Origin of the sequence: Sphingomonas sp. CFBP 13603, assembly GCF_014892665.1 — a bacterium.
Taxonomy (GTDB): Bacteria; Pseudomonadota; Alphaproteobacteria; order Sphingomonadales; family Sphingomonadaceae; genus Sphingomonas.
Map to the genome: position 1 here is coordinate 367,241 of NZ_JADBIA010000001.1, position 18,127 is coordinate 385,367.

Here is an 18,127-nt window from a genome sequence, read left to right on the forward strand (position 1 = left end):
TTCCCGACCGCGCGTCCTTGCAGACATGGCAAATCGGGTATGAATAAGGCGTGACGTCATGTCGCGGGGGAGCGGGCATGGCGGCGATCGTAGCGACGGTGGCGTATCTCGGGCTCGAAGCACGCGCGGTCGAGGTGCAAGTCCAACTGATTCCAGGACTTCCCGCGTTCAACGTCGTCGGCCTTGCGGACAAGGCGGTCGGCGAAAGCCGTGAGCGGGTGCGTGGCGCGATCGCCGGGATGGGACTTTCGCTGCCGCCGAAACGCATCGCCGTGAACCTGTCGCCGGCCGATCTGCCGAAAGAAGGATCGCATTTCGATCTTCCCATCGCGCTCGCCTTGCTGGCGGCGATGGGGGTGGTCGATGCCGAAGCGCTGGCGGATTATGTGATCGTCGGCGAGCTTGGCCTCGATGCGCGGATCACCGCGTCGCCGGGTGTTCTGCTCGCGGCGCTGCATGCGTCGGAAGTGGGGAAGGGGCTCGTCTGTCCGGCGGCGCAAGGATCTGAAGCGGCATGGGCAGGCGAGATCGAGGTTATCGCCGCGCCTGATCTGCTTTCGTTGCTCAACCACTTCAAGGGCCACGGCCTGCTCAGCCCACCCAAGCCGGGCATCGCAGAGCACGCCGACCACGGTCCGGACCTGCGGCAGGTGAAGGGACAGGAGACCGCGAAGCGCGCGCTGGAGATCGCTGCTGCCGGATCGCATAATCTGCTGATGGTTGGGCCCCCTGGCTCGGGCAAGTCGCTGATGGCCTCGTGCCTCCCCGGGATCCTGCCACCGCTCGACCCAGCCGAAGCGCTCGAAGTGTCGATGGTCCAATCGGTGGCCGGCACGCTCTCCGGTGGACGCTTGACCCGCACGCGTCCGTTTCGTGCTCCACATCATTCTGCGTCTATGGCGGCACTCACCGGGGGCGGGCTGAAGGTGAAGCCGGGGGAGGTCAGCCTCGCGCATCTCGGCGTCCTGTTCCTCGACGAACTCCCGGAGTTCCAGCGCGCCGTCCTCGATTCGCTGCGCCAACCGCTGGAGACGGGCACGGTCAGCGTCGCGCGGGCCAACGCGCACGTAACGTTCCCTGCTCGCGTACAATTGATCGCAGCGATGAACCCGTGCCGATGCGGCCACCTCGGCGACGCGAGCCTGGCCTGCGCGAGAGCCCCGAAATGCGCCGCGGATTATCAGGCAAAGGTGTCGGGTCCGCTACTCGACCGAATCGACCTGCACATCGACGTCCAGGCGGTCAGCGCGGCCGACCTGATTCTCCCGCCGCCGACCGAAGGCTCGGCAGAGGTTTCCGCCCGCGTTTCCGCCGCCCGGGCGATCCAGACCGAGCGATACCGCGACCACCCGGTTCGCACGAATGCGGAGGCGGATGGCGCGCTGCTCGACGCCGTCGCCACGCCCGACGAACCCGGCCGCAAGCTGCTGGCCCAAGCCGCCGAAGCGATGCGCCTGACCGCGCGCGGCTACACCCGCATCCTCCGCGTCGCTCGCACCATCGCCGATCTGGCGGGCAGCGAGACGGTCGGCCGTATCCACATTGCCGAAGCGCTAAGCTACCGCCGCCAGCCGCCCCGCAATTAAAGGCACAACTAAACCTGCTTGCGGCGGACGAAAGCTTCGTCTAGCCAACCCGCCGCTGCCCCTGTGGCGAAATTGGTAGACGCGACCGACTCAAAATCGGTTGCCGCAAGGCATGCTGGTTCGATTCCGGCCAGGGGCACCATCTCTTCTCACCGATCGCGCGGCGACCTTCGGGACAAGCGGCACAGTGATCGTTTCCTTGCGAAAATTTCGCCGGTAAGGACGCGGGATGGCGAAGCGACCGGCCCGATATGTCTCATCGCGGCGGCGCAATCGATCCGGGCTGAGGCCATCGTCGGAGCATTGGCTTCTCCTGCTCGGCGCAGTCGTCGCGTTCGCGGCGATTTTCGGGTCGCTGACCGATCTGCCCTGGCCGACCGAAACCACCACAGATCACCGCAAGCCCCGGCTGACGATGGCGCAGGCGCGCGCGTCCAATGCGCTGGTCCCGATCGTTGCCGACAAACGCAAGCGCGCGGAGCCATTCCGGTTTCGCGGCGGTCCTGCGGCGCGCCTCCAGGCGACCGAATGCCTCGCCACCGTCGCGCTGTATGAGGCTGGCGCCGACCGTGACGGACAGCGCGCCGTCATCCAGGTCGTGTTGAACCGGGTCGGCGCGCGGGGCTTCCCCAAGACGGTCTGCGGGGTCGTCTACCAAGGTGCGAACCGCAAGACGGGATGCCAGTTCTCGTTCACCTGCGACGGCTCGCAGACACGGCGGCCCGAGCACGAGGGCTGGGAACAGGCGCGACACGCGGCACGGCGGGCGATGAACGGCTACGTCTATACGCCGGTCGGCCGCGCGACGCATTATCATACCGACTGGCTGGTGCCGTACTGGCGCAGTTCGCTCGTCAAGGTGGCGACCGTCGAGTCGCACATCTTCTATCAGCGCCGTTGAGCGCTTAGTCGATCCGGTACTGGATCGGCTTGAAGCTGCCGCCGTTGGATTGCAGCGCTGAGCAGGCAGTCATGCCGATGACGAGGTCCATGGCAGCGCGGAAGACGATGGTGTCGCCGGCCTTGCTCAGCGGCGGCTCAACGGTGAATGCGCCGGTCTCACCATTGATCGGCACGTTCATGAAGCAGTTAAACGCGACCGGGATATGGTCCGGCTCGATGTCCCACGGCGCGAGCGCCTCGGCGAGGTTTCCGAAGCAGCCGCGATGCGGATCGGTATCGCCATAGATGATCGCGAAGGTTTCCTTCGAACACGGCGTCAGCAAGAAATCATGCCGTCCGACATCGTCTGAAACGATCTCCAGCATCACGTTGCTGCGGTTCGAATAGAGCAGGTCGCCGGTCGTCAGGTACAGTCGGCTCGCATAATCGAGCGTCCTCCCCGAAGAGATCGCCTCGCGAACATCCGCGCGGTTATAGGCGAGCAAGTCCGATACCTGGCGGCCTTCCGGATCGATCACGGTCAGCGTCTGCCCCTTGTCGAGCGTGAACCCGGCTCCCGAACGCGGCGGGATCGTCTTGATTTCAGCCACGTGCTTCGCCTCGCTTGAAAGGACATTTCCAGGATTCGTCGACGACGCGTCCGCTATATTGTCGCGCTTCGCTCGATTCGCCGTGGCGCGCCAGCATCGGGTTCATCGAGCCGGCATATTCGAGGTCGCGCGCGAGGATCGACGAGCGCAACTTGTCGTAGCGCTGCTGGTCGCGCAGCACTTCGAACTGGTCGTGCAGATTAAACACCATCGCGGGCGATTCGAACTTTCGCGCCGGACGGCTTGCATTCGGGTGTAGGCCGACGACGAAGAATGCCTCGCCTGCAAAACTCAGTGAAAAATGCGGATCGTCGGGATCGCTGCTCACCGACGGGTCGGGGCGATAGCCGAGCCACTCGTCCTTGTCGCTAAGTGACTGAGCGCGGGCCCAAAGATGTGCCTCGAACTCTTCTTCGGACAGCAAAGCAGGGGCTTCGAACAATATGATGAGAGTGCGGAAGATCGCGCGATCCTCGCGGTATTTGCGGACGGTCTCGCCGAGTGCCGGAGAAATTCTCATGTCATCCCAAGCGGATCGCACGTCGCGGGCGACGAGAATGTCCATCTGTCCCTTGGCGAGCGCCGATTTTGCACCGACGCAGGGGAATTGCGGCGCCCGCACAGTCTCGATGAACTTGCGCGCGAGCGGGTGGTCGTTCTGGAAGATTGGCTGATACATGGTCGGGGAGGAACCCGCGAACCGCGGCAATGTTTCGCATCCGGCATAACCTTTGATATTGATCAGTACGAATCCCGATCTGTTCTTCTATCGCGCAGGGCGGTACGAGGCCGGATGATGAAGGGGCGTCGATGATCTCGGAAAAATTCCTCATGGGGCGTGGCCGCCATGAGCTGAGCAGCGAAGAAAAGCAGGTGCTGGAGGATGGCATCGAGTCCGTCCGGCATGTCGCTGCGCGCAAGCAGATCGTGCGTGCCGGCGACCTGATCGAGACGAGCACGCTGCTCGTCGAGGGGTTCGTCTGCCGCTACATGGACGACCGCGAAGGCCAGCGTCAGCTGGTCGCAGTGCACGTGCCGGGCGATTTCGTCGATCTCCATGCTTTTCCGATGAAGCGGCTCGATCACGACATCGCCACACTCGGGCCGGTCAAGATCGCGTGCTTCGAACATCGTACGTTGCAGTCGATCACCGAGCGCTATCCGCACCTGACGCAGAAACTGTGGTTCAGCACGCTGCTCGATGCGGCGATGCACCGCGAGTGGATCTTCCGACTGGGGCGGCTTGGCGCGGAAGGTCGGGTCGCGCATCTGTTCTGCGAACTGAATGCGCGGCTGGAGATGGTCGGGATGGCGGCGGAGGGACGCTATATGCTGCCGATGACTCAGCCCGATCTGGCCGAGGCGAGCGGGCTGACCGGGGTGCACGTCAACCGCGTGCTGCGAGCGCTGCGCGAGAAAAATCTGCTGACGTTCAAGGCTGGCGAAGTAAATATCCTGGATCGTAAAGCACTTGCAGCCGTTGCTGAGTTCGAACCACAATATCTGTACGGTTCCAGAGGCGACTGACTGCGATGGGCAGTACGCCGACGGGGCCGTGAACCGGGAGCGTAGCCATGTTGAAGCCCGAAACCATCGCGGGCGTAGCGTCGGCGGAGAATGGCGTAGTCACGCTCGATGGGCCCGACGGACTCGCCATCGCGATGACTCCAGAGGCCGCCGCGGAGACCGGCCGCAGACTGATCGCTGCTGCGGAGCGCGCGGCCACGCAGTCGACCGACGAACTGCCGCTGGAGTAGGCGGCGCGCCTGCTCGAAAGGAGCGGGCAGGGGCCAAATGACCCGCACGGGTTCCTCCGTCTGACTTTATCACTATGCTACCCGGTACATTGACCGGGAGATCCATGTGCAGTTTCTATACCTCGCCGCCAGCGCCGTTGCGTTGATGGCGTCTACGTCGATCGTCGCGCAGACTGGTGCGACGTCCACGACACCCGCCGCGAACCCCTTGCTAGCCGACTGGACCGGTCCGCTGGGCGGGGTGCCGCCGTGGGACAAGGTTCGCCCCGAGCTTTTTCCGCAGGCATTCGAGACGACGCTCGCCGAACGGACCGCGGAATACCGCAAGATCGCCGACAATCCGGCCAAGCCGACCTTCGCCAACACGATCGTGCCGATGCAGTTGGCCGGCAAGCGCTACGGTCAGGTGATGACGTTGTTCGGCGTGATGACCGGCAACATGAACACCCCGGCGTATCAGAAGCTCGACCGCGAATGGTCGCCCAAATTCTCCGCGGCATCGGATGCGATCACGTTCGACAAGCCGCTGTTCGCGCGCATCCAGGCGATCTACGCCGCGCGCAACTCGAGCGGGTTGAACGCGCAGCAGATCCGGCTCGTGACGCGGATCTACGACAGCTACGTGCGACAGGGCGCCAAGCTGACCGACGCGCAGAAGACGCAGCTTTCGCAGTATAACCAGCAGCTCGCGACCGCGTTCTCGACGTTCGGCGAGAAGCTGCTTGCCGACGAGAGCAAAGCGATCTCGGTCACCGACGAGGCACAACTCGCCGGGCTTCCCGACAGCGTGAAGGCGGTGGCCAAGGCGGCGGCGACCGAACGGAAACTGCCGGGCTTCGCGATCGTCAACACGCGGTCGGCGGTCGATCCGGTGCTGACCTACGCCACCGACCGCGCGCTGCGCGAGAAGGTGTGGCGCGCGTTCGTCAACCGCGGCGACAATGGCGATGCGAACGACACGAACGCGACGATCGCGCAGATCGTCAAGCTGCGCGCCGACCGCGCGCACCTGCTCGGGTTCAAGACGCATGCCGACTGGCGGATGCAGGATACGATGGCGAAGACGCCCGCCGCGGCGATGGACCTGATGATGCGCGTCTGGCCTGCCGCCAAGGCGCGCGTGGCCGAGGAAGTCGCGGACATGCAGAAGGTCGCCGGCACCTCGCTGACGATCGAGCCATGGGATTACCGCTTCTACCAGGAGAAGGTGCGCAAGGCCCGGTACGACCTCGATCAGGCGCAGCTGAAGCCGTATTTCGAGCTCGGCAACATCATCCAGGGTTCGCTGTACGCGGCGAACCGGCTGTACGGGCTGAACTTCAAGGAGATCACCGGCACCGTTCCCGTGTTCGAGCCCAACATGCGCGTGTGGAGCGTGACCGACAAGAACGGCAAGGACGTCGGGCTGTTCTACCGCGACGATTTCGCGCGGACCGGCAAGCGATCGGGCGCGTGGGCGAACACCTATCGTGGGCAACGTGGGCTTGCCCCGGCGCAGCTCGTGCTGTCGTCGAACAACAACAATTTCGCCAAGGGTGCGCCCGGCGAGCCCATCCTGATCAGCCTCGACGATGCGCAGACGCTGTTCCACGAGTTCGGGCATGCGATCCACGCGATGCTCCAGAACGTGTACTATCCGGGGCTTGCCGGCACGCCGCGCGACTTCGTCGAATATCCGAGCCAGGTGAACGAGCATTGGCTGCTGACCCGCGACGTGCTCGACAAATATGCGCGGCATTACCAGACCAAAGCGGCCATGCCGCAGGCGTTGCTCGACAAGATCGAGCAGTCGAGCAAGTTCAACGAGGGCTTCAAGACCGCGGAATATCTGTCGTCGGCGATCGTCGACATGAAGATCCATACCGTGCCCGATGGCGTGATCGACCCCGACAAGTTCGAGGCCGCGACGCTCGCGGAGATCGGCATGCCGAAGCAGCTGGTGATGCGTCACCGCGTGCCGCAGTTCCAGCATCTGTTCGCGTCGGACAGCTATTCGGCGGGCTATTACAGCTACCTCTGGTCCGAGACGATGGACGCCGACACCTTCGCGGCGTTCGAGGAGGCGGGCAGTGCGTGGGACAAGCCGACCGCGGACAGGTTCGCGAAGATCTTGTTGTCGACGGGTAACGAGACCGATCGCGCCGAGGCGTATCGTGCATTCCGGGGCCGCGATCCGGACGTGAACGCGCTGCTCAAGAAGCGCGGCTTTCCGACACAAGTTCCGCAGGGGACGAAGTAATGGCACCCGATCAGAAAACGCGCCTCAAGGCGATCATCGGTGGATCGACCGGTAATCTGGTCGAATGGTTCGACTGGTACGTCTATTCCGCCTTCACGCTGTATTTTGCGCCGCATTTCTTCCCGTCGACTGATCGCACCGCGCAGTTGCTGAGCACCGCGGCGGTCTTCGCGGTCGGCTTCCTGATGCGGCCGATTGGCGCCTGGATTATGGGGATTTATGCCGATCGCCATGGTCGCAAGGCCGGGCTGACGGTATCGGTCACGCTGATGTGTGCCGGCTCGCTGATCATCGCGTGCACGCCGGGGTATGAGACGATCGGCGTCTTCGCACCGACGATGCTGGTGATCGCACGGCTGATGCAGGGGCTGTCGGTCGGTGGCGAATACGGCGCGTCGGCGACGTACTTGACCGAGATGGCGGGCAAGAACCGCCGCGGTTTTTTCTCGTCGTTCCAGTACGTCACGCTGATCTCGGGCCAGCTGCTCGCGATCTGCGTGCTGCTGATCCTGCAATCGACGATGAGCGAGGCGGCGCTCGATTCCTGGGGCTGGCGCATTCCGTTCGCGATCGGTGCGGTGCTCGCCGTGGTCGTGTTCTACATTCGCCGCGGTCTCGCCGAGACGCAGAGCTTCGAGAATGCCAAGGCCGATGCGGGCGACGGCAAGCCCAAGTCGGGCTTCATCCAGCTGATCACCAAGCATCCGCGCGAGACGATCACGGTGATGCTGCTGACCGCGGGTGGTACGCTCGCCTTCTACGCCTACTCGATCTACATGCAAAAGTTCCTGGTCAACACCAGCGGGTTCAGCCGCGAAGTGGCAAGCCAGATCAACGCCGCAACGCTGTTCGTGTTCATGCTGTTGCAGCCGATCGCGGGCGGGCTTTCGGACAAGATCGGGCGGAAACCGCTGATGGTCGGGTTCGGCATCGCCGGCGTGCTGTTCACCTATCCGATCTTCGCTGCGCTGGAGACCGCGACCAACCCGATCTATGCCGGGTTGCTGGTGATGGCGGCGCTGGTGATCGTGACGGGCTACACGTCGATCAACGCGGTCGTGAAGGCGGAACTGTTCCCCGCACATATCCGCGCGCTGGGCGTCGCCTTGCCCTATGCTCTGGCGAATACGTTGTTCGGCGGGACCGCGGAGTTCGTCGCGCTGAAGTTCAAGGGCGCGGGCTTCGAACGCGGCTTCTACTGGTACGTGACGGCGATGATCGCGGTGTCGCTGGTCGTGTACCTGCGCATGAAGGACACGCGGACGAACAGCCAGATCGTCGAGGACTAGGCGTGCGCTGCTCCCTCTCCCCTCCGGGGAGAGGGCTGGGGTGAGGGGCTGTTCCAGGGGGGGCACTGCTTGGCTGCCCCTCACCCCGACCCTCTCCCCGGAGGGGAGAGGGAGCAGAACTAGCGCGGGAGCTCGATGATTGCGTCGAGGCCGCCAGCCGGACGGTTGACCAAGCGGATCTCGCCACCAGCTTCCCGCACGATCGCGCGGGCCAGCGCCAGGCCCAGGCCGATCCCTCCCGTCTCGCGATTGCGCGAGCTCTCTAGCCGGGTGAAGGCGTCGAACACGTCGCCCATCCGATCCTCCGGGATACCGGGCCCCTGATCCGCTACGACGATCGCCACGGTCTTCGCACCCGCTTCGACACGCACTTCCGCCGACACGCCGTATTTGATCGCATTCTCGATCAGATTGCGGACCGCGCGGCGGATCAGCGAGGGGCGCAGATGCATCCGCAGCCGCTCCGTCTCGACGAAGCTGACGTCGCTGCCGATATCGCGGAAATCCTCGACCACCGCATCGACCAGCGCCGCGAGGTCGACGTCGGTCAACGGTTCGCTTGGCCGCCCGAGCCGTGCCAGCGACAGGATGTCGTCGAGCGTGCGGTTCATTTCCGCCACCGTATCGATCATCCGTGCTCGGTCGGTATCGTCCTCGACGGACTCGATGCGAACCCGCAGAGCCGCCAGCGGCGTGCGCAGGTCATGGCCGATCGCGCCAAGCATCCGGTCCTTCTCGTCGAGCATCCCCGTCACGCGCAGCCGTAGTGCATTGAAGGCGGTGATCAGCGCGGCGACGTCGTCGGGGCCTTCGGCGGGCATCGGCGTGCCGGGCTCGCCGGGCCGGAAGCGTTCCGCCGCGAAGCGCAGGTTGCGCAACGGGCGCGACAGCCGCCGGACGATCCAGAGCACGGGCAGCAGCACGATGATGTAGAGGATCGCGGTCTGGGTCAGCAACGCGATCAGCAGGCGAGACCCCGGTTGCGGCCATGGCGCAGTGACCGTCAGCCAGCCGCGCCCCGGCTGTTCGACCGCGATCAACAGCGCGGTGCCATCACGATCGCCGCGGCGGTTGCCTGCACCGTGACGGTCGTCGTCGTCATAGTCGCGGTCCGACGGCGGACGCAGGCCGGTGTCGATCCGGCCGACCCGCACACCCTGTTCGGCGAGCTGGCGGCGCAGTTCGACGGCGACTTCGGGGTGACGTTCGTACGCGGCCTGCGGGATCGGATCCGCAGCGACGCGGCGTACCCTGCCGCGATCGGGGGTCAGCGGCCGTCCGGCATGCGCCTCCCGGTCGAGCGCGTCGGCGATCCGCGTCGCCACCGGACGTGTCGCTTGCGCGAGACGAAACTCCATGCGATCGCGCAGGATCAGCCCGAAGTTGATGACCTGCGCGACGAACAGCGCGAGCGCTATCAGCAGCGCCATCTGGCCGGCGAGGCTGCGCGGCCAGGGCTTGAACCGCGTCATACGGACCGGATCACAAGCGGGTGACTTCGGCCGCCAGCGTATAGCCGCCGCCCCAGACCGTCTTGATCAGCTCGGGCGTCTTCGCATCCGCCTCGATCTTGCGACGCAACCGGCTGATCTGGTTGTCGATCGCGCGGTCGAACGCGGCGGCCTCACGGCCTTGGGTCAGGTCGAGCAACTGGTCGCGGGTCAGGACCTGGCGCGGGCGCGTGACGAGCGCGAGCAGCAGGTTGTACTCCCCGGTCGACAGCGGCACCGACACGCCCTCGCGGTCGATCAGCGCACGCTCGCCCGATTTCAGCACCCAGCCGGCGAACCCGTAGGAGCTGCTCTCCGGCGCATGCTGGCGCGATCCGCCCGCAGTCGCGCGGCGCAAAATAACTTTCACGCGCGTCGCGAGTTCGCGCGGCGAGAACGGCTTCACGACGTAATCGTCCGCGCCCATTTCGAGACCGACGATCCGGTCGGTCTCCTCGGCGCGCGCGGTCAGCAGGATCACCGGCACGTCGCTGGTCGCGGCGATGTGGCGGCACAGCGACAGCCCGTCTTCGCCCGGCATCATGATATCGAGGATGACGAGATCGATCGCATACGCCGTCAGCCGCGTCCGCGCCGCCTCCGCATCGCCTGCTTGGGTGACGCGAAACCCCTGCTTGGTGAGGTACACGGCCAGCGGCTCGCGGATCGAGCGCTCGTCGTCGACGAGCAGCAGGTGCGGCATATCTCCCATCGTGGCAGTGTCTAGCATGGCGGCTGTCCAGGGGAAGCACCGACGCCCGATGCTTCCCTCTTCCAAAGTTATTGAGCAGGCACGGGCGGGGTCACGCCGTCGCGGCGTTCGCGCCGATCGACGTGGCGCATCTCGGCGGCGTTGGCGCGCTCGGTCGCGTCGATCGTGCCGTCGTGATCGGCATCCATCCGGTCGAACCGCTTGAGCGCGCGCGCCTCGTATTCCTCGCGAGTCACGCTGCCGTCGCCGTTCGGATCAATCCGGCGCCCCATGCCGTCATGCTTGCGACCGCCCGGCGGTGGGACGGGGACGTCGCGACCGCTGGCCACCACCCGGTCGTGCAGCGCCTCGCGATAGGCGCGCATCTCGCCGGCGGTGATCCGGCCGTCGTGGTCGGTATCCATCTGCGCGAAGCGGGCGTCGGCCTGCGCGATCGCTTCCGCGCGCGTGGCCACGCCGTCCTGGTTCGCATCCTGGCGCATCGGCGGTCGTGGAGTGGTAGGCGTTTGCGCGCTAGCGACGGACGTGATCGCGCTGGCGGCGAGCATCAGGGTGAGGACGGTCTTGCGCATGTCGGTCTCCAGCGGAGTGGGACGAATTCCCATCGAATGACCGTCGTTCTAAACCCCGGTTGTCGCAGGGTTTTGCCGCCCCTCCACCAATGTGTCGCAAGATATGTCAGGCGCGTGCTAGTCGGACTAGGCGAAGATCGCGACGCTCTGCATCTGTTCGGCGACCGGTGTGCCGTCCGCGTTCCAGATCGCCATCTGCTGGCTCGAACTGCCGTCACGCACGTAATCGGTGGTCGCGCGGAGCAGCCACCAGCCATCGCCCGTCACCGGCTGGGGCCCCAGGATATTGAGCAGCCAAGTCATCGAACTGAGCGGGGCAGGGCCACCCAGCAGTTTCAGCGCGGACGGCGGCAGGCAGTCCGCGGCCGCGACGAGCTCCACCATCGGATCGAGTCCGTCACGCTCGGCCAGCCGCACCCAGCGTAGCCATTCCGCCGGTCCGACACTCTCGTCGCGCCGATCGAGCAGGTCGAAGTTCCGTGAGAACGCCACCGCGCTGGTCCCGCGAAACGTCCGCGTATCGGGCCCAGGCATCGGAAAGTCGGGGGCGCTGCCGGTCTGGTGATCGACGCGCGACGCGACCGCGCCCATGAACACGAACGTCGCGCGCAGCCCAAGCCCGGCCTCGCTCTCGACATCCGCCTGGACGAACGCGGCGTTGCGCCCGCGCCGCAACCGGCTCGCGCGGATCACGATATCGCCCGACAGTGGCCCGATGAAGGATACCTGCGCGGATCGCAGCGGCGGCAGGTCGACGTCCGACTTCTGCGCGACATGCAGCGCGAGCGCGGCGGAGAAGCCGCCATAAGCGGTGCGGCCCTGCAACCAGTTGTCGGGTACCGTCCCGCGCCAGCCGCCGTCGATCGGCTCGAGCGCGTCGATCGCCTGTTTCAGACTGGTCATGCGGCGGCAGCTCCGAGCCTGTCGCGGAGTTCGCGCTTGAGCACCTTGCCGATCGCGCTGCGGGGTAGCTCGTCGGCGACATGGAGCGCGGAGAGGCGTTGCGTCTTGCCGAGCTGGCCGTTCACCCAGGCGAGGATCGCGGGGGCATCCTCGATTACGCCATCGCGCTGCACGTAGAAGCCTACCGGCGTCTCACCCCATGCCTCGGACGACACGCCGATCACCGCGCAATCCGCCACCGCCGGGTGCTGCGCCATTACCGCTTCCAGATCCGATGGATAGATGTTGAACCCGCCCGAGATGATCAGGTCCTTCTTCCGATCCATCAGCGTCAGGAAACCGTCCTCGTCGAACCGTCCGACGTCGCCGTGGCGGATGTAGCGGTTGCCGTCTTCGTCATGCCATTCGGCGTCGCGGGTGGCCTCGCTGCGGCCGTGATAGCCGTTCATCATCGCCGGGCTGCGGCCGACGACCTCGCCCATCTCGCCGCGCGCGACCTCGACGCCGTCATCGTCGATCAGGCGGATCTCGTGTCCCGGCATCGGCTGGCCGACGGTGTAGAGCTTGGTCGGGTTGGCGGTGGCGTTCAGCGCGCAACTCGCGCCGCCTTCGGTCATGCCGTAGAATTCGACGAGTATGCCAGGCCAACGCGCGACGACGTCGGCTTTCAACGCCGCAGAGAAGGGCGCGCTGGTGCTGGTCTTGAAACGGAACGTCGACAGGTCGAAGCTGTCGAAGTCGGGCAGCGCCATGATCCGCTGATACTGCACCGGGACCAGCATCGTATGCGTCGCGCGGTATCGCTGCGCGAGTTCGAGATAGGCGCGCGCATCGAACTTGCCCATCAGCACGACGGTGCCGCCCCAGCCGAGCGTCGGCAGGAAGCTGACCAGCGTCGTGTTCGAATAGAGCGGCGTGGCGATCATCGTGACCGCGGTGTCGAACCCCGCCGCCGTGTTGCGGGAGACATGCGCCCAGCGCATCGCGTGGCTCTGGACGATGCCCTTGGGCGTGCCGGTCGTGCCGGACGAGTAGATGATGTTGAACGGGTCTTCGGGTGCGATTGCGAACGGGGTTGGCTTGGTCTCTGGAGGAGTGAGCCACGCATCAAAAGATTGTTCTCCCGTGAAGGCGGGAGCGCAGCCTGGGCCCCCGCCTTCGCGGGAGAACAACACTATGCGAGCCGTTAGGAGCTGCCCTTCCAACGCCCGCGCATTCTCCGCATCGAGGAACACCAACGGCGCGCCGCTATCCGCAATCATCGCCGCGATCGCCGCCGGCGTCGCCGACGGCGCGATCGGCGTCGCGACGCACCCTGCGCGTACCGCACCAAGGAATACCGCCGCATAGTCGGTCGTCGGCGCGGCGACGATCGCCACCGCGCTCCCCGGCGCGACCCCGTCGCGCTGCAACGTCGCCGCCATCCGGTCCATCGTCGCGTCGAGCGTTCGATAGTCGATGCTGCCCTGCGAATCGGCCACCGCGATACGATCGCCGCGTTCCAGCGCGTGCGCACGGATCAAATCGGGGAGGGTGGCAAAGCCCGTGGCGAGCATGTCTGCAGCGGTCGTCATGCGACGCATCGCTAGGCGAACGCGTCCGGCAATGCCATACGGTATATTCGAAAACAGATGTCGAGGAGACGCTCTTGCTGTTCTACGATAGCGCACTGCCAGCGCCCAACCCGCGCCGCGTCCGCATCTTCCTGGCGGAAAAGCACATCCGCGTGCCGATGGCGCAGATCTCGATCCCGAAGGCCGAACACCGGTCGGACGCGTTCCTGTCGGTCAATTCGCTCGGCCAGACGCCGGCCCTGGCGTTCGACGATGGCCGCGTGCTGACCGAGAGCGTCGCGATCTGCCGGTATTTCGAAGTCCTCCATCCCGATCCCCCGCTGTTCGGCCACGGCGCGCACAATATCGCCGAGATCGACATGTGGACGCGGCGGATCGAACTGCGGCTGATGACGCCGTTGTCGATGGTGTGGCTGCACACGCATCCCTGGACCGCGCGGATCGTCCAGCCGCAATATACCGAGTTCGGCGAGAGCCAGCGTCCGCGCGTGCTGGCGGCGATGGCTGAGTTCGATCATGCGCTCGACGGCCGCGACTGGCTCGACGGCGAGCGCTACACGATGGCCGATATCGTCCTGCTGACCACGGTCGACTTCGCGCGGTTCGTCGGCGTGCACATGCCGGACGACCTCATGCACCTGGAGGCCTGGCACGCTCGCGCCTCCGCCCGTCCGAGTGCACAGGCATGAGCGCCAGCATCGAAGGCGCCGTCGCGATCGTCACCGGCGGTGGTACCGGGATCGGCGCGGCGGTCGTGCGGCGACTGGCAGCGCGCGGCGTCCGCTGCGTCATCAACTACGCGACCAGCCGCGACGACGCCGAGGCGCTCGCCGCCGAAGTGGGGCAGGGCGCGATCGCGGTGCAGGCCGACATCGTCGAGGACGCCGCCTGCCGCATGCTTGCCGGGGCCGCGACCGACGCGTTCAGGCGGATCGATTTCCTCGTCAACAACGCCGGCCGGACGAAATTCGCAGCCCATGAGGATCTCGATGCGCTCGACGCGGAGGACTTCGTCGACATCTACCGGCTCAATACGGTCGCGCCGTTCCAGATGGTTCGCGCGTGCGTACCCGCGTTGCGCGCAAGTCCGTTCGGGGCGATCGTCAACGTGGCCAGCGTCGCGGGCGTGTTCGGAATGGGCTCGTCGGTCGCCTACGCCGCCTCGAAAGGCGCGCTCGTGACGATGACCAAGAGCCTCGCGCGTGTCCTGGCGCCCGAGGTTCGCGTCAACGCGGTCGCACCGGGCTATGTCGCGACCGGCTGGTACGAGAAGCGCCTCGGCGACGAAGGGTTCGCCAAGCTGAACGCGAAGGTCGCGGCGTCCGTGCCGATGGGGTTCGCCACCGGACCCGACGATGTCGCGGGGCCGATCGAGATGCTGCTCGACCCGATGAGCCGGGCGATGACGGGCGAGGTGCTGTTGCTGGATGGCGGCGGGCATCTGGATGTTGCGCTCTCGCGGCGACCGGGGCGCGAAGAGTGAACCAGCAGTGATGGAGCCAAGCCACCATCGAGCAACATCGGATTGAACCCCGGCCTTCGCCGGGGGGTGCTGAGATGAGCAAGGAAGCATGCCTGGGCGGGATCAAGGGAGCGTGTAAACAGCGCTCCCCAAACCATCCCGCCGCGCCTCCTACCGCGTCGCCGCAGTCTGCCCGAACAGCATCTTCTTCGCCTCGTCGGTCATCGGCACGCTCGTATCGTGGATCGCCTTGCCCTTCTCATACGCGGAGATCGTCGCCGGCCGCGCCGCGATCGCCTCGAACCAGCGCTTCAAATTCGGGAAATCCTCGAGCCGCTGACCCTGCGCTTCATGCGGCACGATCCACGGATACGCCGCCATGTCCGCGATCGAATAGTCGCCTGCAATGAAGTCGCGCCCCTCGAGCCGGCGGTCGAGCACGCCGTACAGGCGGTTGGTTTCCTTCACGTACCGGTCGATCGCGTACGGAATCTTCTCGGGTGCATAGCGGTTGAAATGGTGGTTCTGCCCGAGCATCGGGCCAAGCCCGCCCATCTGCCACATCAGCCACTGGGTCACGTCGGTCCGGCCCCGCAAATCCTTGCCGCCGAACTTGCCCGTCTTTTCGGCGAGATACAGCAGGATCGCGCCCGATTCGAAGATCGCGATCGGCTCGCCGCCGTCGGTCGGTGCGTGATCGACGATCGCCGGCATCCGGTTGTTCGGCGCGATCTTGAGGAAGTCGGCGGCGAACTGCTCGCCGGTACCGATGTTGATCGGCTTGATCGTGTAGTCGAGCCCGGCTTCTTCGAGAAACAGCGTGATCTTGTGGCCGTTCGGCGTGGGCCAGTAAAACAGGTCGATCATCGGAATGCTCCAGCGATTGTGTCGCTCGGCAGATGGGGCAGGGGGGCGTCGTCGGCAAGCAAGCTGCGCCCCCCCCGGATTCGATCTCGGCGGATGCGGTAAGGAAAAGATGCTTTGCAACGCCGCGAATCTATGCGAGAGGGCCGCATACCCGGTATTCAGATTGCCCGGACGCTTACTCCACCGGCGATGCGGAGACGAGCCCGGCCACGACGTTGGAGAGGGGATAAGGCGGAAGAGCGACCCGAACGAGGACGCATCTTCCGCCGTCCTTCTCACGAAACACCGGTCGTATCGCCAAAATCGCAAGCCTCTGCTTCTCGGGTGTATTTCCGCTTGTCACAGCTACGCAGCGGGTCGCCGCAAGTCGGCACGAAATTCAGCTTTAGCTTGTCTGGTACGCCTGGTTTGCCCTAGCGTAAGGCCTGTTTCGACTTCGAGGTATTGCCGATGGCCGCAGCGTATCAGTCCCATCCCGAGATCGCCGACACGCTGGCGATGAAGCGACGGGGCCTGACGCTCGCGCTGCTCACCTTCACGTATTTCTTCAGTTACATGGACCGCCAGATCCTCGCGATCCTTCTCGAGCGGATCAAGGCGGACCTGGTGCTGACCGATACGCAGCTCGGTTTGCTCTCCGGATTGGTGTTCGCGATCTTTTACGCGACGCTCGGTATCCCGGTCGCGCGACTCGCGGATCGGACCAGCCGGCGCAATATCATCGCCGCCAGCCTGACGATCTGGAGCGCGATGACCGCGCTGTGCGGGCTCGCGCAGAACTTCACGCAGTTGATGCTGTTCCGGATCGGCGTCGGCATCGGCGAGGCGGGATCGAGCCCGCCCAGCCATTCGATCATCGCCGACCTCTATCCGCCCGAGAAACGCGCGAGTGCGATGGCGGTGTATTCGCTTGGCGTGGTGCTCGGCGCAGGATTCGGCACGCTGATCGGCGGCGTTGTCGCGCACTCGTACGGCTGGCGGATCGCGATGATGACCGTCGGGTTGCCGGGGATCGCGCTCGCCATTCTCGTCCGCCTGTTCATGGTCGAGCCGCGCCGCGGCCTGTCCGATGCCGCCCGCGCGGTGGCGACGCCGATGCCGAGCGTCGCGCAAGGGTTCGCGTCGATGTGGGCGAGTGCCCCCGCACGGCATCTGGTGGTCGGCGTCACGCTTACCTCGATGATCGGTTACGCGCTGACCGGCTGGGGTCCGAGCTACATTCAGCGCTCGCTGGGTATCTCGATGCTCGACATCTCACGCTACATCGCACTGCCGGGCGCGCTGTTCGGAGCGATCTCCGCGTTGGCCGGCGGCAAGATCGCGGACGTGCTCGCCAAGCGTCACGGGCTCCACGTCCAGGCCTGGGTCGTCCTCGTGATGAAGGGCCTATCGCTCCCGTTCGCGCTCGCCTTCTACCTGATCGACGCGCCAGCGATCGCGATCGGCAGCTATTTCGTCTCGCTGATCTTCGCCAATTCGTATCTCGGTCCGAGCTTCGCGCTGATCCAGCATCTCGCGCCGTTGCAGATCCGTGCGATGTGGGCGGCGATCACGCTGCTCGTGATCAACCTGGTCGGGCTAGGGCTCGGGCCGACGCTGGTCGGGTGGCTCAGCGATCTGCTCAAGCCCGGGTTCGGCGAGGATTCGCTGCGCTACGCGCTGATCATCATCGTGCTGATGACCCCCTGGGCGCTGTTCCACTATTGGCGCGCCGGGGTTCTGCTGAAGCGCGTGGAGGATGCGGCAGCGGCGCGTTAATTGCGCGGCTTATGCTCCAGCATCCAGGCCACTGCCGACTCGCGGTCATCGAACACCGCCATGCCGTCCCGCACCGAAGCGATCCGCTTCACCTGCAACCGCGCCAGCTTGCCCCCGGTATACAGCGCGACCTTTCGCGACTTCAGCGGTATCGACACCGCCACGCGTTGCAGCATCGCGATCACCTCCTGCGGCTGGATCGCGGATTTCGAGAAATTGCAGAGCAGGACGTGGCGCTTACCCGTCGCCATAACGCGCCGACCCTCGTGCTCGAGGTCGCGCAGGAAGTGCTCGACATGCTCGATCGTCCAGAAGCCCGACGCGTCGACCTCGATGATACCCGTCGCCAGATCCGTCGTGATGGTGTGCATGCAGCCTCCGTGAAGGCTCCGGACTGGCGACCAGCCGTTAACGCGGCGTAACCA

18 protein-coding genes and 1 tRNA gene are annotated in these 18,127 nt (G+C 65.5%); 10 read left to right on the forward strand and 9 right to left on the reverse strand.

Annotation, left to right across the window (positions count from 1 at the left end; all coding sequences use genetic code 11):
* Positions 1-77: 77 nt before the first annotated feature.
* From IFR23_RS01740 to IFR23_RS01750, 3 genes are all read left to right on the forward strand, one after another.
* The gene (locus tag IFR23_RS01740) at positions 78-1,586 is read left to right on the forward strand and encodes a YifB family Mg chelatase-like AAA ATPase (RefSeq protein ID WP_192974446.1); all 1,509 of its coding nucleotides are present in this window, start codon (positions 78-80) and stop codon (positions 1,584-1,586) included.
* Positions 1,587-1,643: 57 nt separating this feature from the next.
* Positions 1,644-1,728, forward strand: a tRNA-Leu gene (locus IFR23_RS01745).
* A gap of 87 nt (positions 1,729-1,815) precedes the next feature.
* Positions 1,816-2,487 carry a cell wall hydrolase gene (locus tag IFR23_RS01750; RefSeq protein ID WP_192974447.1) on the forward strand — a complete coding sequence of 224 codons (672 nt, stop codon included), beginning with the start codon at positions 1,816-1,818 and terminating at the stop codon, positions 2,485-2,487.
* Positions 2,488-2,491: 4 nt separating this feature from the next.
* On the opposite strand, the gene IFR23_RS01755 is transcribed toward IFR23_RS01750, so the two are convergent.
* Positions 2,492-3,079: a DUF1989 domain-containing protein gene (locus tag IFR23_RS01755; protein WP_192974448.1), complete on the reverse strand. Its 588-nt coding sequence runs from the start codon at positions 3,077-3,079 to the stop codon at positions 2,492-2,494.
* A complete protein-coding gene (gntA, locus tag IFR23_RS01760) occupies positions 3,072-3,758 on the reverse strand; it encodes a guanitoxin biosynthesis heme-dependent pre-guanitoxin N-hydroxylase GntA (protein WP_107961766.1) in 687 nt (228 codons plus the stop codon). Before gntA ends, IFR23_RS01755 begins: the two co-directional genes overlap by 8 nt.
* A gap of 131 nt (positions 3,759-3,889) precedes the next feature.
* Between gntA and IFR23_RS01765 the strand changes: the two genes are divergently transcribed.
* The 4 genes from IFR23_RS01765 (at position 3,890) to IFR23_RS01780 (ending at position 8,364) form a co-directional block, all read left to right on the forward strand.
* Complete coding sequence (locus IFR23_RS01765) at positions 3,890-4,606, forward strand: Crp/Fnr family transcriptional regulator (protein WP_107952248.1); 717 nt, start codon at positions 3,890-3,892, stop codon at positions 4,604-4,606.
* A 47-nt stretch (positions 4,607-4,653) separates the two neighbouring features.
* Positions 4,654-4,836: a hypothetical protein gene (locus IFR23_RS01770; protein WP_192974449.1), complete on the forward strand. Its 183-nt coding sequence runs from the start codon at positions 4,654-4,656 to the stop codon at positions 4,834-4,836.
* 106 nt (positions 4,837-4,942) lie between these two features.
* A complete protein-coding gene (locus IFR23_RS01775) occupies positions 4,943-7,075 on the forward strand; it encodes a M3 family metallopeptidase (RefSeq protein WP_342344843.1) in 2,133 nt (710 codons plus the stop codon).
* Positions 7,075-8,364, forward strand: a complete 1,290-nt coding sequence (locus IFR23_RS01780; protein ID WP_107952251.1) for an MFS transporter — start codon at positions 7,075-7,077, stop codon at positions 8,362-8,364. The genes IFR23_RS01775 and IFR23_RS01780 overlap by 1 nt, the downstream gene beginning before the upstream one ends.
* Before the next feature lie 119 nt (positions 8,365-8,483).
* On the opposite strand, the gene IFR23_RS01785 is transcribed toward IFR23_RS01780, so the two are convergent.
* The 5 genes from IFR23_RS01785 to IFR23_RS01805 all read right to left on the reverse strand — a co-directional run bounded on the left by IFR23_RS01785 (position 8,484) and on the right by IFR23_RS01805 (position 13,615).
* Positions 8,484-9,836 carry a sensor histidine kinase gene (locus IFR23_RS01785; protein ID WP_244655386.1) on the reverse strand — a complete coding sequence of 451 codons (1,353 nt, stop codon included), beginning with the start codon at positions 9,834-9,836 and terminating at the stop codon, positions 8,484-8,486.
* Between the two features lie 10 nt (positions 9,837-9,846).
* Positions 9,847-10,566 (reverse strand): response regulator, encoded by a 720-nt coding sequence (locus tag IFR23_RS01790; protein WP_107952252.1) that lies wholly within the window; start codon positions 10,564-10,566, stop codon positions 9,847-9,849.
* Between the two features lie 68 nt (positions 10,567-10,634).
* Complete coding sequence (locus IFR23_RS01795) at positions 10,635-11,138, reverse strand: EF-hand domain-containing protein (protein ID WP_192974450.1); 504 nt, start codon at positions 11,136-11,138, stop codon at positions 10,635-10,637.
* Positions 11,139-11,264: 126 nt separating this feature from the next.
* Positions 11,265-12,041 (reverse strand): thioesterase family protein, encoded by a 777-nt coding sequence (locus tag IFR23_RS01800; RefSeq protein ID WP_192974451.1) that lies wholly within the window; start codon positions 12,039-12,041, stop codon positions 11,265-11,267.
* Complete coding sequence (locus tag IFR23_RS01805) at positions 12,038-13,615, reverse strand: class I adenylate-forming enzyme family protein (RefSeq protein ID WP_192974452.1); 1,578 nt, start codon at positions 13,613-13,615, stop codon at positions 12,038-12,040. The genes IFR23_RS01800 and IFR23_RS01805 overlap by 4 nt, the downstream gene beginning before the upstream one ends.
* Positions 13,616-13,689: 74 nt before the next feature.
* On the opposite strand from IFR23_RS01805, the gene IFR23_RS01810 reads away from it, so the two are divergent.
* Both IFR23_RS01810 and IFR23_RS01815 read left to right on the forward strand, forming a co-directional pair.
* Entirely contained in the window at positions 13,690-14,304 is a 615-nt protein-coding gene (locus IFR23_RS01810) for a glutathione S-transferase family protein (protein WP_192974453.1), read from the forward strand.
* Complete coding sequence (locus IFR23_RS01815; protein ID WP_192974454.1) at positions 14,301-15,098, forward strand: SDR family NAD(P)-dependent oxidoreductase; 798 nt, start codon at positions 14,301-14,303, stop codon at positions 15,096-15,098. Before IFR23_RS01810 ends, IFR23_RS01815 begins: the two co-directional genes overlap by 4 nt.
* Positions 15,099-15,248: 150 nt before the next feature.
* Here IFR23_RS01815 and IFR23_RS01820 read toward each other — a convergent pair whose 3' ends face one another.
* The gene (locus IFR23_RS01820) at positions 15,249-15,944 is read right to left on the reverse strand and encodes a glutathione binding-like protein (RefSeq protein ID WP_192974455.1); all 696 of its coding nucleotides are present in this window, start codon (positions 15,942-15,944) and stop codon (positions 15,249-15,251) included.
* 450 nt (positions 15,945-16,394) lie between these two features.
* Here IFR23_RS01820 and IFR23_RS01825 point away from each other — a divergent pair, with 450 nt between their 5' ends.
* Positions 16,395-17,702: a spinster family MFS transporter gene (locus IFR23_RS01825; RefSeq protein ID WP_192974456.1), complete on the forward strand. Its 1,308-nt coding sequence runs from the start codon at positions 16,395-16,397 to the stop codon at positions 17,700-17,702.
* On the opposite strand, the gene IFR23_RS01830 is transcribed toward IFR23_RS01825, so the two are convergent.
* Complete coding sequence (locus IFR23_RS01830; RefSeq protein WP_192974457.1) at positions 17,699-18,073, reverse strand: hypothetical protein; 375 nt, start codon at positions 18,071-18,073, stop codon at positions 17,699-17,701. The two genes, IFR23_RS01825 and IFR23_RS01830, sit on opposite strands and share 4 nt — an antisense overlap.
* Between the last annotated feature and the right edge of the window lie 54 nt (positions 18,074-18,127).